Consider the following 21,029-nt stretch of genomic DNA (forward strand, 5'->3'; position numbering starts at 1 on the left):
AAATATAATATAGTAAAAGTAATTAGATGAAATGCCTACTTGGCATAACGATTATAGTTAAAATGTTGATGAGGAAAAGTAAAGAAGTAAAGCTTTTTAGAGAGAACCATCTAGTAAAAATGAAGCGAACGTCTTAATTTTTACACCGGCTGAAAGTGGTTCAGGCCTCTTGCTTTTTGAAATGCACCTCTGAGTCCCGTTTCGAACAAAGGTTAGTGGCCTTTTACTAGATCCGGGCGGAACCCATCCGTTAACAGGTTTAAGTTGAGACCGATTTTTTTGGTCTAAACAGAGTGGAACCGCGCACAAGCGTCTCTGTCTTTTTGACAGAGGCGCTTTTTATATTCTCTCTAATTGGATATTTGTAAGGTTTAGCGTAACAAGAGAACATTATAGAGTTTTTAAAGGTAGGAGGGCAGTTCATATGTTTAAAATGCTGAAGGAAGATGTTGAGGTTGTTTTTGAGCAGGACCCTGCTGCAAGAACCTATTTCGAGGTTATTCTGACTTATTCAGGACTACATGCGATATGGTGTCATCGTCTGGCACATGCTTTATATAAGAAAAAGCTCTTTTTCTTGGCACGATTCATTTCACAAGTAAGTCGCTTTTTTACCGGAATTGAGATCCATCCAGGAGCGCAAATCGGAAGAAGGCTGTTTATTGATCATGGGATGGGAGTCGTTATTGGAGAAACATGTGAAATTGGCGATAATGTGACGATATTCCAGGGCGTAACGCTCGGTGGAACGGGGAAAGAAAAAGGAAAGCGGCATCCGACAATTAAAGATAACGCTTTGATTGCTACGGGTGCGAAAGTATTGGGTTCCATCACGGTTGGGGAATACTCAAAAATTGGGGCGGGTTCTGTTGTACTTAAAGATGTTCCCCCAAATTCAACCGTTGTAGGAATACCAGGAAAAGTTGTAATCCGAGATGGTGTAAAAATTAATAAGGACCTGAACCATTGTGATCTTCCTGACCCAACAGGGGATCGATTCATTCAAATGGAAAAGGAAATGGATGCATTAAAAAGAGAATTGGAAGAGCTGAAAAAAGAAAGGAGCCTGGAACATGGCCGTTCAACTTTATAATACGTTAACGAGGCAGAAAGAACCCTTTATTCCCCTTGAAGAAGGGAAAGTGAAAATGTATGTTTGTGGACCTACAGTTTATAATTATATTCATATAGGAAATGCTCGTCCGCCGATTGTATTCGATACAGTTAGGAGATATTTAGAATACAGAGGATATGAAGTACAGTATGTTTCAAACTTTACGGATGTTGATGACAAGATCATTCGTGCTGCAAATGAGTTAGGGGAAGAGGTTTCAGAGCTCTCTGAAAGATTCATTGATGCTTACTTCGAGGATGTTACAGCACTAGGTTGCAGAAAGGCAGATGTGCACCCTAAAGTAACAGAGAGCATGGATATTATTCTAGAATTTATTTCGACTTTAATTGAAAAAGGTTTTGCCTATGAGTCTGAAGGAGATGTTTATTTCCAAACGCGTAAATTTAAAGAGTATGGGAAACTTTCGCATCAATCGATTGACGAACTTCGCCTTGGAACTCGAATTGCTATAGGAGAAAAGAAACAAGATGCCTTAGACTTTGTACTATGGAAAGCGGCTAAGCCAGGTGAAATCTCTTGGGATAGCCCTTGGGGGAAAGGGAGACCAGGTTGGCATATTGAGTGCTCAGCTATGGCAAAAAAATATTTAGGTGACACCATCGATATTCATGCTGGTGGGCAAGACTTAACTTTCCCACATCACGAAAATGAAATTGCTCAATCGGAAGCAATGAATGATAAACAGTTTTCTCGTTACTGGATGCATAACGGATATATCAACATTGATAATGAAAAGATGTCTAAATCGCTTGGGAACTTTGTATTAGTTCACGACATTATTAAAAAGCATGACCCACAAGTATTGAGATTCTTTATGCTTGCTGTTCACTACCGAAATCCAATTAACTATTCCGATGAACTTCTTGAGAATACGGCAGCTGCGTTTGATCGACTAAAAACATCTTATCAAAACTTAAAGCACCGTAAACAATCTAGTACGGATTTAACTGAGAACAACGAAAAATGGTTGGAGCAAGTGAAAGTTTTACACGAAGAATTCATTGTTGCTATGGATGATGATTTCAACACGGCAAATGCGATTTCCGTTTTATTCGATCTTTCAAAGCTAGCAAATCTTTACCTGATGGAAAAGAATACTTCTGTTGCAGTCATTGATGCATTTTTAAACGAATTTGAAACATTATTCTCCGTGTTAGGTCTTACGTTAGAAAACGAAGAATTGCTAGACGAAGAGATTGAAGAGTTAATCGAAAAACGTATTCAGGCGCGTAAAGAGCGTAATTTCCAATTATCCGATCAAATTCGTGACCAACTGAAAGAAATGAATATTATTTTAGAAGATACACCACAAGGTACGAGATGGAAAAGAGGATAGTTCATGATTCCATATGAAAGCAGCCTTGATGTAAAACAATTGAATAGTTTAGCTCTTGCTTATATGGGTGATGCTGTTTTTGAACAATACGTTCGGCATCACCTCCTTGAAATGGGAAGTGTGAGGCCTAACCAGCTTCACCGTGAAGCAACTAAATATGTTTCGGCAAAGGCGCAATCTCATATCATCCACTATTTTCTTGCAGAAAACTTATTAAGTGATGAGGAAATAGCGGTTGTTAAAAGAGGACGCAATGCTAAGTCTGGTTCGGTTCCTAAAAATACGGATGTTCAAACTTACCGATATGGTACTGCTTTTGAAGCTTTAATTGGTTACCTTTATTTACTAAAACGAGAAGAGAGATTGAAAGAGATTATTATGATCTCCCTAAAATTAGTCGAAGAACAGAAAGGAGGAGTTGTGAAATGAGCCAGGATTACATCATTGGGAAAAATCCAGTTATTGAAGCGCTGAAATCAGATCGGGATGTGAATAAGATTTTAGTTGCGGAAGGTTCGCAAAAAGGACAAATGCAGCAGGTGGTTGGCTTAGCGAGAGAAAGAAATGTTCTAGTTCAATTTGTTCCGAAAAAGAAAATTGATCAACTTGTAGAGGGGAATCATCAAGGTGTTGTTGCTCAGGTGGCAGCTTATGAGTATGCCGAACTTGATGATTTATTTGCTGCAGCTGAAAAGAAAAACGAAGCTCCATTTTTTATGCTTTTGGATGAGATTGAGGATCCTCACAACTTGGGATCTGTCATGAGAACAGCTGATGCGGTGGGGGCCCATGGAATCATCATACCGAAGAGACGAGCTGTGGGATTAACATCTACTGTAGCAAAAGCTTCAACCGGTGCCATTGAATATGTTCCTGTTGTTCGAGTCACCAATATGGCAAGAACGATTGATGAGCTAAAGGAAAGAGGAGTATGGATTGCTGGTACTGATGCAAAAGGAAAAGAGGATTTCCGTTCTTTTGATGGCACACTTCCGTTAGGATTAGTAATTGGAAGTGAAGGAAAAGGGATGGGTCGTCTCATTCGAGATAAATGTGATTTCCTCATACACTTACCGATGAAAGGTCATGTTACCTCATTGAACGCTTCAGTTGCTGCGGCCCTTTTAATGTATGAGGTCTACCGGAAACGTCACCCTCTTGAGGGATAAAAAATGGACATCCTTATCGTTGATGGATATAACATAATCGGGGCTTGGCCAGAGTTAAGAGATTTGAAAAACAAAGACTTAGCTTCTGCTCGGGATCGATTAGTAGAGAAAATGGCGGAGTATCAGGCGTACTCAGGTTATAGAGTCATCATTGTTTTTGATGCTCATTTTGTAAAAGGGACGGAGAAAAAATATAAAAACTATAAAGTTGAAGTTATTTTTACAAGAAATAACGAGACAGCTGATGAGAGAATTGAAAGGCTCGCAATTGATCTAAATAACCGCAAAACACAGGTTCATGTTGCCACTTCTGATTTTACGGAACAGTGGGCCATTTTTGGACAAGGAGCTCTAAGAAAGTCAGCTAGAGAGCTCCTTAATGAAATGGAATCTGTGGAAAAAAGAATAGAAAAAAAAGTAAAAAATATACAAGAAAAACGGCCTAGTTCCAAGATTCCATTAAGTGATGAAATGGCAGAAATTTTTGAAAAATGGCGTAGAGGAGAAAGATGACTGGTTGACGCTTTAAAAATAGCTACTGTATAATATTACTAACTATGCTTGTGCGGTCGGGGGGATCCTACGTGAGTGCTGACTACAAGACAAAAACCAACGAAAATTTTATAGGCTACATGCATCTAGAAGATGAAGAAATAGTAGAATTAGTGCACAAGGGTGAGAGTGAAGCGTTAGATTACTTAATTCATAAGTATCGAAATTTTGTTCGAGCAAAAGCAAGGTCCTATTTCTTAATCGGTGCAGATAAAGAAGATATTGTTCAAGAAGGTATGATTGGTCTTTATAAGGCGATTCGTGATTTCAAAGAGGACAAGCTTACTTCTTTTAAAGCATTTGCTGAACTTTGTATTACAAGACAAATTATTACTGCCATTAAAACGGCTACAAGACAAAAACACATTCCGTTAAACTCCTACGTTTCTTTGGACAAGCCGATTTATGATGAAGAGTCAGATCGGACCCTTATGGACGTTATTTCCGGTGCGAAAGTGATGGATCCTGAGGAATTGATTATCAGTCAGGAAGAATTTGATCAAATTGAAGTGAAAATGGCGGAACTTCTTAGTGATTTAGAAAGAAAAGTTCTTGCCTTATACTTAGACGGTCAATCGTACCAAGAGATATCAGAAGAGCTTAATAGGCATGTAAAGTCGATTGATAATGCTCTACAAAGAGTGAAGCGGAAGCTAGAAAGATATTTAGAAGTTAGAGAGTTTACTCTGTAAACGACTTGTAGCGACTAAGTTTTTTAAAGGAAGTATCTGTAAAGTTTTTATACGTAAAGTTTGTAACAGAGCCTTGCGACAGCATTAACTGGTTAATGCTGCTTTTTTCCTCTTGTTGACATTGACTTTTGTCCATGATAAAGTTTTTAAGGATAAAATAGATGAACATAGTAGGTGGGTTTCCCGTGACAAAGAAGGTCGTTCTTGCTTGTGTTGAATGTGGCTCTAGAAATTATTCAACGATGAGCAATAAAGAAGCGGAGCGGTTACAACTTAAGAAACATTGTAAAACTTGTAGTGCTCATACGATCCACCGTGAAACGAAATAAAGGTTATCAAATAGATTAGTAAGCTATCTCTAGAAAGTTGGAGGTTTCAGATATGCAGCGCATTATTAACTTTTTCAAAGATGTAGGGCGTGAAATGCGTAAGGTCAGCTGGCCAAAACGTAAAGAATTAACGAACTACACTGTCACTGTATTAGCAACAGTTATTTTCTTTGCTCTATTCTTTGCTGTAATTGATTTAGGGATTTCTGAATTAATCCGTTTAATTCCTTGAATAACCCCTGTAGTCTAATGGTATAATGGAAAATAACACAGGAAACATTTACAAAGCCCGGAAACGGGTTTTTTAATTTGCTTAAAAAAGGCTGTTTTGCACCTTTGCTGTTTACTTGGATATAAGAGATGACATTGATCAGGCTATCTTGGGGCAACTTTTTACGTACCCCAAACAGTTCCTCTGTTTACCCTTATATCCCTTGATACATAATTAGTATAACGGTATCTACGAAATTGGCCTTTAAAGGACAAGCATGACGGTTTAACAAAAGTTTAAATCTTAAAAACAGGGAGGGAAGGACATTTCGTCCTGATCAATGGAAAAGAATTGGTACGTGGTTCATACTTACTCAGGTTATGAAAACAAAGTAAAAACGAACTTAGAGAAACGTGTTGAAACAATGGGAATGGAAGATAAAATTTTTCGTGTAATTGTTCCCGAAGAAGAAGAAACTGAATTAAAAAACGGTAAGAAGAAAGTGGTAAAACGCAAGGTGTTTCCTGGATACGTATTAGTAGAAATCGTCATGACTGATGACTCTTGGTACGTAGTTCGTAATACACCAGGGGTTACTGGTTTCGTAGGATCAGCGGGCTCAGGGTCAAAACCGACACCGTTATTACCTGAGGAAGTTGCTACCATTCTGAAGAGCTTAGGCGTTGAAGAAAGACGTGTAGATATCAACTTCGAATTAGGAGAAACCGTTCAAGTACAAGAGGGGCCATTTGCTAACTTCACTGGTACGATCGAGGACATTGATAAAGATAAAGCGAAGATCAAGGTTCTTGTAAATATGTTCGGTCGTGACACCCCTGTAGAACTGGATTTTACACAAATTAAAAAATTATAATTTGAAAAAACTTGAAAAGCACTTTAAAAAGTGTTAATATTTCATAGGTCAGTATGTCTCACAATGAGATTTAATATTGTCAAGTTCTTTATTGATATAAAGACTATAAGATGAGTGGGAGGGGACAAACCCCTATTACCACATCACGGACTTTAAGGAGGTGTGTCTCGTGGCTAAAAAAGTAATTAAGGTTGTTAAATTGCAAATCCCTGCTGCTAAAGCTAATCCAGCTCCACCAGTTGGTCCTGCACTAGGTCAAGCCGGTGTTAACATTATGGGATTCTGTAAGGAGTTTAATGCTCGTACAGCTGAACAAGCTGGTTTAATCATTCCTGTTGAAATTACGGTTTTTGAGGACCGTTCATTTACATTTATTACGAAAACTCCTCCTGCTGCAGTTCTTCTTAAGAAAGCGGCTGGAATTGAGTCTGGTTCTGGTGAACCAAACCGTAATAAAGTAGCTACAGTCAAGCGTGATAAAGTACGCGAGATTGCTGAATCAAAAATGCCTGATCTAAATGCAGCTAGCGTTGAAGCGGCTATGCGTATGGTTGAAGGTACTGCACGCAGCATGGGTATCGTAATCGAAGACTAATGCTTATGTGTAAAAGGTAAGGTAACGGGAGGTTGCGACGCTGAATTAGGTTTCACTCGCAACCTTTATTCGTGGGAGGTTATTCCGCTAAAACCACATTATAGGAGGAAATAAAAATGGCTAAAAAAGGTAAGAAGTTTTTAGAAGCTGCTAAGCTAGTAGATTCAACAAAAGCTTACGCTATTGGAGAAGCAATTGAACTTGCAAAGAAAACAAACTTTGCTAAATTTGATGCAACTGTTGAAGTAGCTTTCCGTTTAGGAGTAGACCCTAAGAAAGCTGACCAACAAATTCGTGGAGCTGTAGTTCTTCCAAATGGAACTGGTAAAACTCAACGTGTTCTTGTATTTGCTAAAGGTGAGAAAGCGAAAGAAGCAGAAGCTGCTGGAGCTGACTTCGTAGGCGATGCAGAGTACATCAACAAAATCAACCAAGGTTGGTTCGAGTTCGATGTAATCGTTGCAACACCTGACATGATGGGTGAAGTTGGTAAACTTGGTCGTGTATTAGGACCTAAAGGTTTAATGCCAAACCCTAAAACTGGTACTGTTACATTTGACGTAGAAAAAGCTGTTAATGAAATCAAAGCTGGTAAAGTAGAATACCGCGTTGATAAATCAGGAAACATCCACGTTCCAATCGGTAAGACTTCTTTTGAAGATGCTAAGCTTGTTGAAAACTTTAACACGATTTTTGATACAATGTTAAAAGTTAAGCCTGCAGCTGCTAAAGGAACTTACATGAAGAATGTAACTGTAACAACTACAATGGGTCCTGGTGTTAAAGTAGATCCTTCAACTGTTACAGTAAAATAATTGTTGACAATCAGAAATTTATTTTATAAAATAGATTCTGTTGTGAAAAATAAATAACATTTGTACCGCAGACAGTAGGTGCCCTTCAACAGGCTTAATTTCCTACCGAGGTCATACGATAGATTTTTCAGTTCGTTTTTAACGACTATTGTATACTTCCTCCGTGTCTGCAAGGCATGGAGGTTTTTATTTGTACCGGTATGAATGTAGGAAATCTACAGGAGGTGTAAGGATGAGCAGCGTAATCGAATCAAAGAAACAAATCGTTGAAGAAATTTCTGAGAAGTTAAAAGCAAGTAAGACAACAATCGTAGTTGACTACCGTGGTCTTAATGTTGCTGAGGTTACAGAACTTCGTAAACAACTTCGTGAAGCTGGCATCGACTTTAAAGTTTACAAAAACACTTTATCTCGTCGTGCAGCTGACAACGCTGAGCTTTCAGCTTTAAATGAAGCTTTAACAGGTCCTAACGCAATCGCGTTCAGTAACGAAGACGTAGTTGCTCCAGCTAAAATTTTAAATGACTTCGCTAAAAAGCATGAAGCTCTTGAAATTAAAGCAGGTGTAATTGAAGGTAACATTGCTTCTGTAGAAGACATTAAAGCTCTTGCAGACCTACCGTCTCGCGAAGGCCTACTTTCTATGTTACTCAGCGTGCTTCAAGCACCTATCCGCAATCTTGCTCTTGCTACAAAAGCTGTTGCAGATCAAAAAGAAGAACAAGGCGCGTAAGCTAGTCTTAACCACAATATCTTAAAAATAAATTAAACCGAAAATCTAAGGAGGAAACATAATCATGACTAAAGAACAAATCATTGAAGCAGTTAAAAATATGACTGTTTTAGAACTTAACGATTTAGTAAAAGCAATTGAAGAAGAATTTGGTGTAACTGCTGCTGCTCCTGTAGCTGTAATGGGTGGAGCTGTTGCTGGTGACGCTGCTGCTGAGCAAACTGAATTTGACGTAGTTCTAGCTAGCGCTGGAGACCAAAAAATTAAAGTTATCAAAGTTGTACGTGAAATCACAGGTCTTGGTCTTAAAGAAGCAAAAGAACTTGTTGACAACACTCCAAAGCCACTTAAAGAAGGCGTTTCTAAAGAAGAAGCTGAAGAAGTTAAAGCTAAGCTTGAAGAAGTTGGAGCTGGCGTTGAAGTTAAGTAATAATAGTACGAAAAAGCTCGCTGTATAAGCGAGCTTTTTTAGCTTTTATAGATATAACCCTGCTTTTGCTTTTTATGATTCTATGGTTTATAATTCGTTCGTAAAAATATTTTGCTTCTTAATTATTCTCTTCATTAGAGAAAAGTGTTTTATTTGAAGGGGTTATGCTACTTGCTGATAATCCATAAAATACTTTTCTATATTCCTCTTGGAGGTGACATTATATGTCAGAGCATTACTATTCCCGTGAGCAAAAAGTAGAAAGTAATCCTACATATTGGGATTTTACACTAAGAAGCAATAAGTTAAGGTTTAAAACCGATAGTGGAGTATTTTCAAAGAATGAAGTAGATTTTGGATCAAGGCTTTTAATTGAATCCTTTACATTACCTGAAGTTCAAGGAGATATCCTTGATGTTGGCTGCGGATATGGACCGATTGGGTTATCGATTGCAAAAGAAAACTCTGATCGACAAGTCCATATGATAGATGTGAACGAGCGAGCCATTAATCTTGCGAAAGAAAACGCCCAATTGAATAACATTTCAAATGTCTCCATCTATGAAAGTGATCGATTTGAAAAAGTTAGCCAAAGGAGTTTTGCTGCTATCCTAACCAACCCTCCTATTAGAGCAGGAAAAAAGATCGTTCATGATATTCTAGAACAAAGCTATGAATATTTAGTTGAGGGTGGAGAGCTCTGGGTTGTTATTCAGAAAAAGCAAGGAGCGCCTTCGGCGATAGATAAATTAACCGAAATTTATGGCGAAGTTGAAACAGTTGAAAAGAAAAAAGGATATTTTATCTTAAAAGTGAAAAAGAATTGACTTGACATTTTCGTTGTGATAGCATTATAAAATGCCAACATAATAAAATCCGGATAAATTACTAAATTCAACGAAAGTTGTATAATTTTGGGTTTATACGGAGAAACTAACAAAATAATACTTGTAATGTGGAAATTGTGGTTTTTGAGTTAAAAACCCTTTTTTCTTTTTGTCTTATGACTGGACAATTTGTCCAAGATTAAGGCCGCAATAGATGCAATAATAACGCTTGATTTGAGGGGTGAATCAGTTGACAGGTCAACTAGTTCAGTATGGACGACACCGCCAACGTAGAAGTTACGCACGAATCAGTGAAGTATTGGAATTACCAAATTTAATTGAAATCCAAACCTCTTCTTATCAATGGTTTCTTGATGAGGGCTTACGTGAAATGTTCCAGGATATTTCACCGATTGAGGACTTTACTGGTAATTTGTCGCTAGAATTTATTGATTACAGTCTTGGCGAACCAAAGTATTCCGTTGAGGAATCGAAAGAACGAGATGTTACATATTCAGCACCATTGCGTGTAAAAGTGCGTCTTGTAAACAAGGAAACAGGCGAAGTAAAAGATCAAGATGTCTTTATGGGTGACTTTCCACTAATGACAGAAACAGGAACATTCGTAATTAACGGAGCTGAACGTGTTATCGTTTCTCAGCTTGTTCGTTCACCGAGTGTGTACTACAGTGGGAAAGTAGATAAGAATGGGAAAAAAGGATTCACAGCAACCGTTATCCCGAACCGCGGCGCTTGGTTAGAGTATGAAACAGATGCCAAAGACGTCGTATATGTGAGGATAGATCGTACGAGGAAGCTACCCGTTACGGTTCTTTTGCGTGCACTTGGGTTCGGCTCTGATCAAGAGATTATTGAGCTTGTTGGAGATAACGAATACATTCGTAACACGCTTGAGAAAGACAACACAGAAAGTACAGAAAAAGCTTTATTAGAAATATACGAGCGTCTTCGTCCAGGCGAGCCGCCAACAGTTGAAAATGCAAAAAGCTTGTTAGTTTCTAGATTTTTCGATCCGAAACGCTATGATTTAGCGAACGTTGGTCGTTACAAAATTAACAAGAAGCTTCATATTAAGAATAGACTTTTTGGTCAACGTCTTGCTGAGACACTAGTAGATCCTGAAACAGGTGAAATTATTGCTGAAAAGGGAGTAACACTAGACCGTCGTACGTTAGATCGTATTATTCCAAACTTAGAAAAAGATATTGGCTTCAAATCATTTAGCCCAGTTGGTGGAGTTGTAGAACATGATGTTACTCTTCAATCCATCAAGATTTTCTCTCCAAATGATGACGGAGAAAAGGCAATTAACGTAATCGGAAACGCTTATGTTGAAGAAGCGATTAAAAATATTTCACCTTCAGATATTATTGCTTCGATAAGTTATTTCTTTAACTTATTACATGGAGTAGGGGACACAGATGATATCGATCATCTAGGAAACCGTCGTTTAAGATCTGTTGGGGAGTTATTGCAAAACCAGTTCCGTATTGGATTATCCAGAATGGAACGTGTTGTTCGTGAAAGAATGTCAATTCAGGACACAAATACGATTACCCCACAGCAGTTAATCAATATTCGTCCTGTAATTGCTTCTATAAAAGAGTTCTTCGGAAGCTCTCAGTTATCACAGTTCATGGATCAAACGAATCCATTAGCTGAGTTAACACATAAACGTCGTTTATCTGCATTAGGACCAGGTGGTTTAACGCGTGAACGTGCTGGCTTTGAAGTACGTGACGTTCACTACTCTCACTACGGACGTATGTGTCCGATTGAGACTCCAGAGGGTCCAAACATCGGGTTAATTAACTCGTTGTCTTCTTATGCAAAAGTAAACCGTTTTGGATTTATTGAGACTCCTTATCGCCGTGTTGATCCTGAAACAGGAAAAGTAACGAATCATATTGATTACTTAACGGCTGATGAAGAAGATAACTATGTAGTGGCACAAGCAAATGCTCGCCTAGGTGATGATGGTTCATTCTTAGATGAAGATATCATTGCGCGTTTCCGTGGTGAGAACACAGTTGTTATTAGAGATCGTGTTGACTACATGGACGTATCTCCAAAACAAGTTGTATCTGCTGCGACTGCTTGTATTCCTTTCCTTGAGAATGACGATTCAAACCGTGCATTAATGGGTGCGAACATGCAACGTCAAGCTGTACCGTTAATGCAACCTGAAGCGCCAAGAGTAGGTACAGGGATGGAGTACATGTCAGGTAAAGATTCTGGTGCTGCAGTCATCTGTAAGCATGAAGGAATTGTTGAGCATGTAGAAGCTCGTGAAGTTTGGGTTCGTAGAATCAAAGAAGTTGATGGTCAAGAAGTTAAAGGTGACCTAGATAAATATAGAATGTTAAAGTTCATCCGTTCTAACCAAGGAACTTGCTACAACCAACGTCCAATCGTTGCTGTAGGAAACAGGGTGACAAAAGGTGAAATCCTGGCTGATGGTCCTTCTATGGAACTTGGTGAATTAGCATTAGGACGTAACGTACTTGTAGCGTTTATGACATGGGATGGTTACAACTATGAGGATGCCATCATCATGAGTGAACGTCTTGTAAAAGATGATGTATATACTTCTATTCATATTGAAGAATATGAGTCAGAGTCTCGTGATACGAAGCTAGGACCGGAAGAAATTACACGTGATATTCCTAACGTTGGTGAAGATGCTCTTCGTAATCTAGATGAGCGCGGAATTATCCGAATTGGTGCTGAAGTTAAAGATGGTGACCTTTTAGTTGGGAAAGTAACACCTAAAGGGGTAACAGAATTAACAGCTGAAGAACGCCTTTTACATGCGATTTTCGGAGAAAAAGCACGTGAAGTTCGTGACACTTCCCTTCGTGTACCTCACGGCGGTGGAGGAATTGTATTAGATGTTAAAGTCTTTAACAGAGAAGATGGCGACGAATTACCTCCAGGTGTAAACCAACTAGTTCGTGTATATATCGTACAGAAGCGTAAAATCTCTGAAGGAGATAAAATGGCTGGTCGACATGGTAATAAAGGGGTTATCTCCAGAATTTTACCTGAAGAAGATATGCCGTATCTACCGGATGGAACGCCTGTTGATATCATGTTAAACCCATTAGGGGTACCTTCACGTATGAACATCGGACAGGTGCTAGAGCTTCATTTAGGTATGGCTGCTAGAGCGCTTGGAATTCATGTCGCATCACCAGTATTTGACGGTGCGCGTGAAGAAGATGTATGGTCAACCATTGAAGAAGCAGGTATGGCTCGTGATGCTAAAACTGTTCTTTATGATGGCCGTACTGGAGAGCCGTTTGATAACCGTGTATCAGTAGGTGTCATGTATATGATCAAACTTGCTCACATGGTTGATGATAAACTTCATGCTCGTTCAACTGGACCTTACTCACTTGTTACTCAGCAACCACTTGGTGGTAAAGCTCAGTTCGGTGGTCAGCGTTTCGGAGAGATGGAGGTTTGGGCACTTGAAGCTTACGGTGCAGCATATACACTTCAAGAGATTCTTACGGTCAAGTCGGATGACGTCGTTGGACGTGTTAAGACTTACGAAGCAATCGTAAAAGGTGAAAATGTACCAGAACCAGGTGTACCAGAATCATTCCGAGTATTAATGAAAGAGCTACAAAGCTTAGGTATGGACGTTAAAATGCTTTCTAGCGACGAAAAAGAAATTGAAATGCGTGATTTAGAGGATGACGAAGAGATTCAACAAGCAGAATCTCTAACCGTTGCACCTGAATTAGAAGACACAGAGTCAGAAAAAGTAGGATCTAAAGAATAAAAATAGGTTGATTTTGTGAAACTCTTAGGTGAGTTAACGATAAACCTTTAATAGATTCAACCATTTTCACGATCTATCCCTCTACCAAAGGGGGATAGATATGATTTGTGCTGGTGCCCTCATTGAGAGCGATTAGGGTAGAACCTGTAGATCAAAAGGGAGGTAGGCCCCTTGCTAGATGTCAATAATTTTGAGTATATGAAAATTGGTCTTGCATCACCAGACAAGATTCGCTCATGGTCGCATGGTGAGGTAAAGAAACCTGAAACGATTAACTACCGTACACTTAAACCTGAAAAAGATGGTTTATTCTGTGAACGTATTTTTGGTCCAACAAAGGATTGGGAATGTCATTGCGGTAAGTACAAACGTGTACGTTATAAAGGCGTAGTTTGTGATCGCTGTGGTGTTGAGGTTACTAGAGCAAAAGTCCGTCGTGAGCGTATGGGACATATTGAATTAGCAGCTCCTGTTTCTCACATCTGGTACTTTAAAGGAATTCCAAGCCGTATGGGTCTAGTTTTAGACATGTCTCCACGTGCACTTGAGGAAGTTATTTATTTTGCTTCTTATGTAGTAACCGATTCTGGAGATACTGCGCTTGAGAAAAAGCAGCTTTTATCTGAAAAAGAATATAGAGCATACCGTGATAAGTATGGAAATAAATTCCAAGCCTCTATGGGTGCGGAGTCTATTAAAAAGCTTTTATCAGATATCGATTTAAATAAAGAAGTTGATATGCTAAAAGAAGAATTGCGTACAGCACAAGGACAACGTCGTACAAGAGCAATCAAGCGACTTGAAGTTCTTGAAGCTTTCCGTAACTCTGGGAACGAACCTTCATGGATGATCCTTGACGTTCTACCGGTAATTCCACCGGAGCTACGTCCAATGGTTCAACTTGATGGTGGACGTTTCGCAACTTCGGATTTAAATGATTTATACCGTCGTGTTATCAACCGTAACAACCGTTTAAAACGTCTATTAGATCTTGGAGCGCCTAGCATTATCGTTCAAAATGAAAAGCGTATGCTTCAAGAAGCAGTTGATGCTCTAATTGACAATGGTCGTCGTGGTCGTCCGGTAACAGGACCTGGTAACCGTCCATTAAAATCTCTTTCACATATGCTTAAAGGGAAGCAAGGACGTTTCCGTCAAAACTTACTTGGTAAGCGTGTAGACTACTCTGGTCGTTCGGTTATCGTTGTAGGACCTAACTTAAAGATGTTCCAATGTGGACTTCCGAAAGAAATGGCTTTAGAACTTTTCAAACCGTTTGTCATGAAAGAGTTAGTTGAAAAAGGCTTAGCTCATAATATTAAATCAGCTAAACGTAAAATTGAGAGAGTTCAACCTGAAGTTTGGGATGTACTTGAAGATGTTATTAAGGAGCATCCAGTATTACTTAACCGTGCCCCTACTCTTCACAGACTTGGAATTCAGGCATTTGAACCAACATTAGTAGAAGGACGCGCAATTCGTCTACACCCTCTAGTATGTACAGCTTACAATGCTGACTTCGATGGTGACCAAATGGCGGTTCACGTACCTTTATCTGCAGAAGCTCAAGCTGAAGCAAGATTACTAATGCTTGCTGCTCAAAACATCCTTAACCCTAAAGATGGAAAACCAGTTGTTACACCTTCTCAGGACATGGTATTAGGAAACTACTACCTAACTCTTGAAAGAAAAGATGCTGTTGGAGAAGGTATGGTTTTCAAAGATACAAATGAAGCGTTAATTGCATACCAAAATGGTTATGTTCATTTGCATACTCGTGTTGCCGTATCGGCTGCTTCATTAAATAACGCTACCTTTACAGACGAGCAAAAAAATATGTTGCTTTTAACTACTGTAGGTAAGTTAATATTTAATGAAATCTTGCCAAATACATTCCCGTTCATCAACGAACCAACTAAAGAGAATCTAGAAATAGAGACTCCTATGAAGTATTTCGTTGAACAAGGTACGGATGTTCGTGAACACTTTAAGAATAGTGAATTAGTAGGTCCTTTCAAGAAAGGTATTCTTGGAAACATCATTGCAGAAGTATTCAAGCGTTTCAAAATTTCAGAGACGTCTAAAATGCTTGACCGCATGAAAGACCTGGGATTCAAATATTCTACTAAAGCTGGTATCACAGTTGGTGTTGCTGACATCGTGGTATTAAAAGAGAAGCAAGAGATTATCCATGAAGCGCAAGGTAAAGTGGATAACGTATTAAAGCAGTTCAGACGTGGTCTTATCACTGAAGATGAGCGTTATGATCGTGTTATCTCGATTTGGAGTGCTGCTAAGGATGTAATCCAAGCAAAACTAATGAAATCATTAGATAAAACGAACCCGATCTTCATGATGAGTGATTCTGGTGCCCGTGGTAACGCATCTAACTTTACACAGTTAGCTGGTATGCGTGGTCTAATGGCCAACCCGGCTGGTCGTATCATCGAGTTACCAATCAAATCTAGTTTCCGTGAAGGTCTAACAGTATTAGAGTACTTTATCTCTACTCACGGTGCGCGTAAAGGTCTTGCCGATACAGCACTTAAGACAGCTGACTCAGGTTACTTAACTCGTCGTCTTGTTGACGTTGCCCAAGATGTCATTGTTCGTGAAGACGATTGTGGTACGGATAGAGGATTGTTTATCAAATCTCTTAAAGACGGAACAGAAGTTATTGAAGCGTTAGAGGAGCGTTTAATCGGTCGTCATGCGCGTAAAGCGATCCGTCATCCGGAAACAAAAGAAGTTATCGTTCCTGAGAACGGACTTATTACTGAAGATTTAGCTACGGAAGTAGTAGAAGCAGGTATTGAGGAAGTGTGGATCCGTTCTGCCTTCACATGTAATACTCGCCATGGTGTGTGTAAAAAATGTTATGGTCGCAACTTAGCAACAGGTCAAGAGGTTGAAGTGGGTGAAGCAGTAGGTATTATTGCTGCTCAATCAATCGGTGAGCCTGGAACTCAGTTAACGATGCGTACATTCCATACCGGAGGGGTAGCTGGAGACGATATCACTCAAGGTTTACCTCGTATCCAAGAGATATTCGAAGCTCGTAACCCTAAAGGTCAAGCTGTCATCTCTGAAGTTGATGGTGTAGTTGTTGGAATTAACGAAGGACGTGACCGACAACATGAAATCGTCGTACAAGGTGATGTGGAGTCTCGTACTTACACAGCTCCTTATACAGCACGTCTAAAAGTAGCTGTTAACGATCGTATCGCTAGAGGTCAAGAACTTACTGAAGGTTCAATCGATCCGAAAGAACTTATCAAAGTGAAAGACGTTACGGCTGTTCAAGAGTACTTGCTACGTGAAGTTCAAAAAGTTTACCGTATGCAAGGGGTAGAAATCGGTGATAAGCACGTAGAAGTAATGGTTCGCCAAATGCTTCGTAAAGTGCGTGTGATCGATGCAGGTGAAACAAGTGTACTACCTGGATCTCTACTAGATATTGGACAGTTCAAAGATGCGAACGAAAAAGCTTTACTAGAAGGAAAACTACCTGCAACAGGTCGTCCAGTCCTACTAGGTATTACAAAAGCATCTCTAGAAACAGACTCATTCTTATCTGCTGCATCATTCCAAGAAACAACAAGAGTTCTTACAGACGCAGCAATCAAAGGTAAGCGTGACGAACTTTTAGGACTAAAAGAAAATGTTATCATCGGTAAACTTGTTCCAGCTGGAACAGGTATGCAAAGATACCGTAAAGCAGAGCCATTCTCACATGATGAGGAAGTTGAAGAAACTGTAACAGTGGAGTAATGGATATATGTGCGGTACTTGACATTCAAGTACCGCATTTTTATGTAAAGGCTATGTGCTATGTTTTGTTTGGAACGGATGCACTTGAATCCTACGGAGGACCAATCGAGATGGCAATACGTAGAGGGAACTCCTATGGACAAGCAACTACCTACAAAGCCTATCTAAAAGAGAAACGTAGAGATTATTCAACGAAGTTTTTCAAGCGCAAACGTTGTTCTTTTAAAAAAATATCTTTGAAATGTTGACATCCATTCTGGATGATGGTAATATTGCAAAGGTGCTCCTATTAACCTGTTGCTTTGGAGGATATTCAATGTCTTATGAAAAAGTATTGCAGGCCAAAAGTTTTATAGTAGGAACAAAGCAAACAGTGAAAGCTTTAAAAAGCGGAACGGTCAAGGAAGTGCTAGTTGCTAAAGATGCAGAACCACGTGTGACTGCAAAAGTAGTAAGCACAGCCAAAGAAATGAATGTTCCAATTATCTATGTGGACTCGATGAAAAAACTTGGGAAAGCATGTGGTATAGAAGTTGGAGCTTCAACTGTTGCAATAAACATTTAAAAACTGTTTTTGTAGATGATTCTCTGCAAAGACTTTGTTTTTTGTTTCAAAATGAACCACCTGGATGTGTGGGCTTACCAAAGTAGAAATGAAGGGAGGAAACATAAATGCCTACTATTAATCAATTAGTGCGTAAACCTCGTCAATCAAAAGAGGAAAAGTCAAAATCACCAGCACTAAACAAAGGTTACAACAGCTTTAAGAAAGCACAAACTAACGTATCTTCACCACAAAAACGCGGTGTTTGTACTCGTGTTGGTACAATGACTCCAAAGAAGCCAAACTCAGCGTTACGTAAATATGCGCGTGTACGTTTAACTAACGGTATCGAGGTAACTGCTTATATTCCTGGTATCGGTCACAACCTACAAGAGCACAGTGTAGTACTTATTCGTGGTGGTCGTGTAAAAGACTTACCGGGGGTACGTTACCACATTGTACGTGGTGCGCTTGACACTGCTGGTGTTAACAACCGTATGCAAGGTCGTTCTAAATACGGAACTAAGAGACCTAAAGCTCCAAAAAAATAATAACCAAAACATAAAAAGAACTTTTCTTTGAAAGGAGGAACAAACATGCCACGTAAAGGTCCTGTAGCAAAAAGAGACGTATTACCAGATCCGTTATACAACTCAAAGCTAATTACTCGTCTAATCAACAAAATGATGGTTGACGGTAAAAGAGGAAAATCACAAGCAATTCTTTACTCAAGCTTCGAATTAATTCGTGAGCGCAGTGGTAAAGATCCTATGGAAGTATTCGATCAAGCACTAAAGAACATCATGCCAGTACTAGAAGTTAAAGCACGCCGTGTAGGTGGTTCTAACTATCAAGTACCAGTAGAGGTGCGTCCAGATCGCCGTACTACTCTAGGTCTTCGTTGGTTAGTAAACTACGCTCGTCTTCGTGGAGAAAAGACGATGGAAGAGCGTTTAGCTAACGAAATTCTTGATGCAGCTAACAACACTGGTGCTGCTGTTAAGAAACGTGAAGATACACATAAAATGGCTGAAGCAAATAAAGCATTTGCTCACTATCGTTGGTAGGATTTACTCCAAAATAAAAATTACACTCAAATTAGGAAGGAGAAAAAACCAATGGCAAGAGAGTTCTCCTTAGTAAATACTCGTAATATCGGTATCATGGCACACATCGATGCTGGTAAAACTACAACAACTGAGCGTGTTCTTTATTACACTGGTCGTATTCATAAGATCGGAGAAACTCACGAAGGTGCATCTCAGATGGACTGGATGGAGCAAGAACAAGAGCGTGGTATCACAATTACATCTGCAGCAACAACTGCACAATGGAAAGGTCACCGCGTAAACATCATCGATACACCAGGACACGTAGACTTCACTGTTGAAGTTGAACGTTCTCTACGTGTACTTGATGGTGCAGTAGCAGTTCTTGACGCTCAATCAGGTGTTGAACCACAAACTGAAACGGTTTGGCGCCAAGCTACAACTTACGGAGTTCCACGTGTTGTGTTCGTTAACAAAATGGACAAAATCGGTGCGGACTTCATCTATTCTTTAGGTACGCTACATGATCGTTTACAAGCGAATGCAGCTGCAATTCAATTACCAATCGGTGCTGAAGATCAATTCGAAGGTATCATTGACCTAGTTGAAATGAGAGCTACTTTCTACGGTAACGATTTAGGTACTGATATTCAGGATAAAGATATCCCTGAAGAGTACATGGCGCAAGCTGAAGAATACCGTGAAAAATTAATCGAAGCAGTAGCAGAACTAGATGAGAACTTAATGGAGAAATACCTTGGTGGTGAAGAAATCACTAACGAAGAGCTAAAAGCAGCTATTCGTAAAGGTACTGTAAACGTTGAATTCTACCCAGTAATCTGTGGATCTGCATTCAAAAACAAAGGTGTTCAAAAAATGCTTGATGCAGTTATTGATTACCTTCCATCTCCATTAGATGTACCTGCAATCAAAGGTACTCTTCCGGATTCAGATGAAGAAGTAACTCGTCCTTCAAGTGACGAAGAGCCATTTGCTGCTCTTGCATTCAAAGTTATGACTGACCCTTATGTTGGTAAATTAACGTTCTTCCGTGTATATTCTGGTACATTAAGCTCAGGTTCATATGTACAAAACTCTACAAAAGGTAAGCGTGAGCGTGTAGGACGTATCCTACAAATGCATGCTAACTCTCGTGAAGAGATTTCAATGGTATACGCTGGAGATATCGCTGCAGCAGTTGGATTAAAGGATACTACTACTGGTGACACTCTATGTGATGAGAAGAGCCTTGTAATCCTTGAGTCTATGGAATTCCCAGAGCCAGTTATTCAATTATCTATTGAGCCTAAATCTAAGGCTGACCAAGATAAAATGTCTACAGCTCTTCAAAAACTACAAGAGGAAGACCCAACATTCCGTGCGCATACTGACCAAGAAACAGGTCAAACAATTATCGCAGGTATGGGTGAGCTTCACTTAGATATCTTAGTAGACCGTATGCGTCGTGAGTTCAAAGTAGAAGCGAACGTAGGTGCTCCACAAGTAGCATACCGTGAAACAATCCGTAATTCAGCATCAGTTGAAGGTAAGTTTGCTCGTCAATCGGGTGGACGCGGACAATTCGGACACGTTTGGATTGAATTCTCTCCAAACGAAGAAGGTAAAGGCTTCGAGTTTGAAAATGGAATCGTTGGTGGTGTTGTTCCACGTGAATACATCCCTGCGGTACAATCAGGACTTGAAGATGCTCTTGATAGAGGTCTACTTGCAGGATTCCCTGTAGTTGACATTAAAGCTAGATTATTTGATGGATCATACCATGATGTTGACTCATCTGAAATGGCGTTTAAGATCGCTGCTTCAATGGCACTTAAAAACGCAGCTTCAAAATGTAACCCTGTAATTCTTGAGCCAGTGATGAGAGTTGAAGTTATCATTCCTGAAGAGTACATGGGTGACATTATGGGTAACATCACTTCACGCCGTGGTCGCGTTGAAGGTATGGAAGCACGTGGTAACGCTCAAGTTGTACGTGCAATGGTTCCACTTTCTGAAATGTTTGGATATGCAACTTCATTACGTTCTAATACACAAGGTCGTGGAGTATTCACAATGCACTTCGATCATTATGAAGAAGTACCAAAATCAATTTCAGAAGAAATCATCAAAAAAAATAAAGGTGAATAATTGATTTT

Annotated in this window: 20 protein-coding genes and 2 other annotated features; all 20 genes read left to right on the top strand. The window is 39.5% G+C overall.

The features are described 5' to 3' along the window. Positions 1-56 precede the first annotated feature (56 nt). Positions 57-320 (top strand) — a binding site (T-box leader). Between the two features lie 104 nt (positions 321-424). The 20 genes from cysE (at position 425) to fusA (ending at position 21,021) form a co-directional block, all read left to right on the top strand. Next, positions 425-1,093, top strand: coding sequence for a serine O-acetyltransferase (gene cysE / locus ACFYKX_RS24865; protein ID WP_389364653.1), 669 nt, complete (start codon positions 425-427; stop codon positions 1,091-1,093). Beyond that, positions 1,074-2,471: a cysteine--tRNA ligase gene (gene cysS, locus ACFYKX_RS24870; RefSeq protein WP_389364654.1), complete on the top strand. Its 1,398-nt coding sequence runs from the start codon at positions 1,074-1,076 to the stop codon at positions 2,469-2,471. The genes cysE and cysS overlap by 20 nt, the downstream gene beginning before the upstream one ends. A 3-nt stretch (positions 2,472-2,474) precedes the next feature. Further along, entirely contained in the window at positions 2,475-2,900 is a 426-nt protein-coding gene (locus ACFYKX_RS24875) for a Mini-ribonuclease 3 (RefSeq protein WP_389364656.1), read from the top strand. Further along, on the top strand, positions 2,897-3,640 hold the full coding sequence (gene rlmB, locus ACFYKX_RS24880) for a 23S rRNA (guanosine(2251)-2'-O)-methyltransferase RlmB (RefSeq protein WP_389364658.1): 744 nt from the start codon (positions 2,897-2,899) through the stop codon (positions 3,638-3,640). Before ACFYKX_RS24875 ends, rlmB begins: the two co-directional genes overlap by 4 nt. 3 nt (positions 3,641-3,643) lie before the next feature. Beyond that, a complete protein-coding gene (locus ACFYKX_RS24885; protein WP_389364660.1) occupies positions 3,644-4,153 on the top strand; it encodes an NYN domain-containing protein in 510 nt (169 codons plus the stop codon). Between the two features lie 119 nt (positions 4,154-4,272). Next, positions 4,273-4,884 (top strand): RNA polymerase sporulation sigma factor SigH, encoded by a 612-nt coding sequence (sigH, locus tag ACFYKX_RS24890; RefSeq protein ID WP_389364796.1) that lies wholly within the window; start codon positions 4,273-4,275, stop codon positions 4,882-4,884. A 185-nt stretch (positions 4,885-5,069) separates the two neighbouring features. Further along, complete coding sequence (gene rpmG / locus ACFYKX_RS24895; RefSeq protein WP_389364662.1) at positions 5,070-5,213, top strand: 50S ribosomal protein L33; 144 nt, start codon at positions 5,070-5,072, stop codon at positions 5,211-5,213. Positions 5,214-5,265: 52 nt separating this feature from the next. After that, positions 5,266-5,445 (top strand): preprotein translocase subunit SecE, encoded by a 180-nt coding sequence (gene secE / locus ACFYKX_RS24900; RefSeq protein ID WP_389364664.1) that lies wholly within the window; start codon positions 5,266-5,268, stop codon positions 5,443-5,445. A gap of 319 nt (positions 5,446-5,764) precedes the next feature. Then, positions 5,765-6,298, top strand: a complete 534-nt coding sequence (gene nusG / locus ACFYKX_RS24905; protein WP_389364666.1) for a transcription termination/antitermination protein NusG — start codon at positions 5,765-5,767, stop codon at positions 6,296-6,298. Between the two features lie 169 nt (positions 6,299-6,467). Beyond that, a complete protein-coding gene (rplK, locus tag ACFYKX_RS24910; protein ID WP_019157072.1) occupies positions 6,468-6,893 on the top strand; it encodes a 50S ribosomal protein L11 in 426 nt (141 codons plus the stop codon). Between the two features lie 116 nt (positions 6,894-7,009). Then, positions 7,010-7,708, top strand: a complete 699-nt coding sequence (gene rplA, locus ACFYKX_RS24915; RefSeq protein ID WP_389364667.1) for a 50S ribosomal protein L1 — start codon at positions 7,010-7,012, stop codon at positions 7,706-7,708. 47 nt (positions 7,709-7,755) lie between these two features. Beyond that, positions 7,756-7,906, top strand: a sequence feature (ribosomal protein L10 leader region). Between the two features lie 34 nt (positions 7,907-7,940). Beyond that, positions 7,941-8,441, top strand: a complete 501-nt coding sequence (gene rplJ / locus ACFYKX_RS24920; RefSeq protein ID WP_389364669.1) for a 50S ribosomal protein L10 — start codon at positions 7,941-7,943, stop codon at positions 8,439-8,441. Positions 8,442-8,505: 64 nt separating this feature from the next. Continuing rightward, positions 8,506-8,871 carry a 50S ribosomal protein L7/L12 gene (rplL, locus tag ACFYKX_RS24925; protein ID WP_389364671.1) on the top strand — a complete coding sequence of 122 codons (366 nt, stop codon included), beginning with the start codon at positions 8,506-8,508 and terminating at the stop codon, positions 8,869-8,871. A 224-nt stretch (positions 8,872-9,095) separates the two neighbouring features. Then, positions 9,096-9,698, top strand: a complete 603-nt coding sequence (locus ACFYKX_RS24930) for a class I SAM-dependent methyltransferase (RefSeq protein WP_389364673.1) — start codon at positions 9,096-9,098, stop codon at positions 9,696-9,698. A 250-nt stretch (positions 9,699-9,948) separates the two neighbouring features. After that, positions 9,949-13,509, top strand: coding sequence for a DNA-directed RNA polymerase subunit beta (rpoB, locus tag ACFYKX_RS24935; RefSeq protein WP_389364675.1), 3,561 nt, complete (start codon positions 9,949-9,951; stop codon positions 13,507-13,509). A gap of 171 nt (positions 13,510-13,680) precedes the next feature. Beyond that, complete coding sequence (rpoC, locus tag ACFYKX_RS24940; protein WP_389364677.1) at positions 13,681-17,280, top strand: DNA-directed RNA polymerase subunit beta'; 3,600 nt, start codon at positions 13,681-13,683, stop codon at positions 17,278-17,280. Positions 17,281-17,596: 316 nt separating this feature from the next. Next, a complete protein-coding gene (locus ACFYKX_RS24945) occupies positions 17,597-17,845 on the top strand; it encodes a 50S ribosomal protein L7ae-like protein (protein WP_389364679.1) in 249 nt (82 codons plus the stop codon). 107 nt (positions 17,846-17,952) lie between these two features. Further along, positions 17,953-18,375 carry a 30S ribosomal protein S12 gene (gene rpsL / locus ACFYKX_RS24950; RefSeq protein ID WP_389364681.1) on the top strand — a complete coding sequence of 141 codons (423 nt, stop codon included), beginning with the start codon at positions 17,953-17,955 and terminating at the stop codon, positions 18,373-18,375. A gap of 45 nt (positions 18,376-18,420) precedes the next feature. Then, the gene (gene rpsG / locus ACFYKX_RS24955; RefSeq protein ID WP_389364682.1) at positions 18,421-18,891 is read left to right on the top strand and encodes a 30S ribosomal protein S7; all 471 of its coding nucleotides are present in this window, start codon (positions 18,421-18,423) and stop codon (positions 18,889-18,891) included. 51 nt (positions 18,892-18,942) lie between these two features. Further along, entirely contained in the window at positions 18,943-21,021 is a 2,079-nt protein-coding gene (gene fusA / locus ACFYKX_RS24960) for an elongation factor G (RefSeq protein ID WP_389364684.1), read from the top strand. Positions 21,022-21,029 lie beyond the last annotated feature (8 nt).

Origin of the sequence: Cytobacillus spartinae (assembly GCF_042865285.1) — a bacterium.
GTDB classification, from domain to species: Bacteria; Bacillota; Bacilli; order Bacillales; family Cytobacillaceae; genus Robertmurraya_A; species Robertmurraya_A spartinae.

Excerpts from the sequence above, each read along its gene's own strand:
- rplA (WP_389364667.1), top strand. The coding sequence starts at position 7,010 with ATGGCTAAAAAAGGTAAGAAGTTTTTAGAAGCTGCTAAGCTAGTAGAT.
- ACFYKX_RS24885 (WP_389364660.1), top strand. The coding sequence starts at position 3,644 with ATGGACATCCTTATCGTTGATGGATATAACATAATCGGGGCTTGGCCA.
- rplL (WP_389364671.1), top strand. The coding sequence starts at position 8,506 with ATGACTAAAGAACAAATCATTGAAGCAGTTAAAAATATGACTGTTTTA.
- rpsL (WP_389364681.1), top strand. The coding sequence starts at position 17,953 with ATGCCTACTATTAATCAATTAGTGCGTAAACCTCGTCAATCAAAAGAG.
- rlmB (WP_389364658.1), top strand. The coding sequence starts at position 2,897 with ATGAGCCAGGATTACATCATTGGGAAAAATCCAGTTATTGAAGCGCTG.
- sigH (WP_389364796.1), top strand. The coding sequence starts at position 4,273 with ATGCATCTAGAAGATGAAGAAATAGTAGAATTAGTGCACAAGGGTGAG.
- rpsG (WP_389364682.1), top strand. The coding sequence starts at position 18,421 with ATGCCACGTAAAGGTCCTGTAGCAAAAAGAGACGTATTACCAGATCCG.
- ACFYKX_RS24945 (WP_389364679.1), top strand. The coding sequence starts at position 17,597 with ATGTCTTATGAAAAAGTATTGCAGGCCAAAAGTTTTATAGTAGGAACA.
- fusA (WP_389364684.1), top strand. The coding sequence starts at position 18,943 with ATGGCAAGAGAGTTCTCCTTAGTAAATACTCGTAATATCGGTATCATG.
- nusG (WP_389364666.1), top strand. The coding sequence starts at position 5,765 with ATGGAAAAGAATTGGTACGTGGTTCATACTTACTCAGGTTATGAAAAC.
- cysE (WP_389364653.1), top strand. The coding sequence starts at position 425 with ATGTTTAAAATGCTGAAGGAAGATGTTGAGGTTGTTTTTGAGCAGGAC.
- rplJ (WP_389364669.1), top strand. The coding sequence starts at position 7,941 with ATGAGCAGCGTAATCGAATCAAAGAAACAAATCGTTGAAGAAATTTCT.
- ACFYKX_RS24930 (WP_389364673.1), top strand. The coding sequence starts at position 9,096 with ATGTCAGAGCATTACTATTCCCGTGAGCAAAAAGTAGAAAGTAATCCT.
- cysS (WP_389364654.1), top strand. The coding sequence starts at position 1,074 with ATGGCCGTTCAACTTTATAATACGTTAACGAGGCAGAAAGAACCCTTT.
- secE (WP_389364664.1), top strand. The coding sequence starts at position 5,266 with ATGCAGCGCATTATTAACTTTTTCAAAGATGTAGGGCGTGAAATGCGT.
- ACFYKX_RS24875 (WP_389364656.1), top strand. The coding sequence starts at position 2,475 with ATGATTCCATATGAAAGCAGCCTTGATGTAAAACAATTGAATAGTTTA.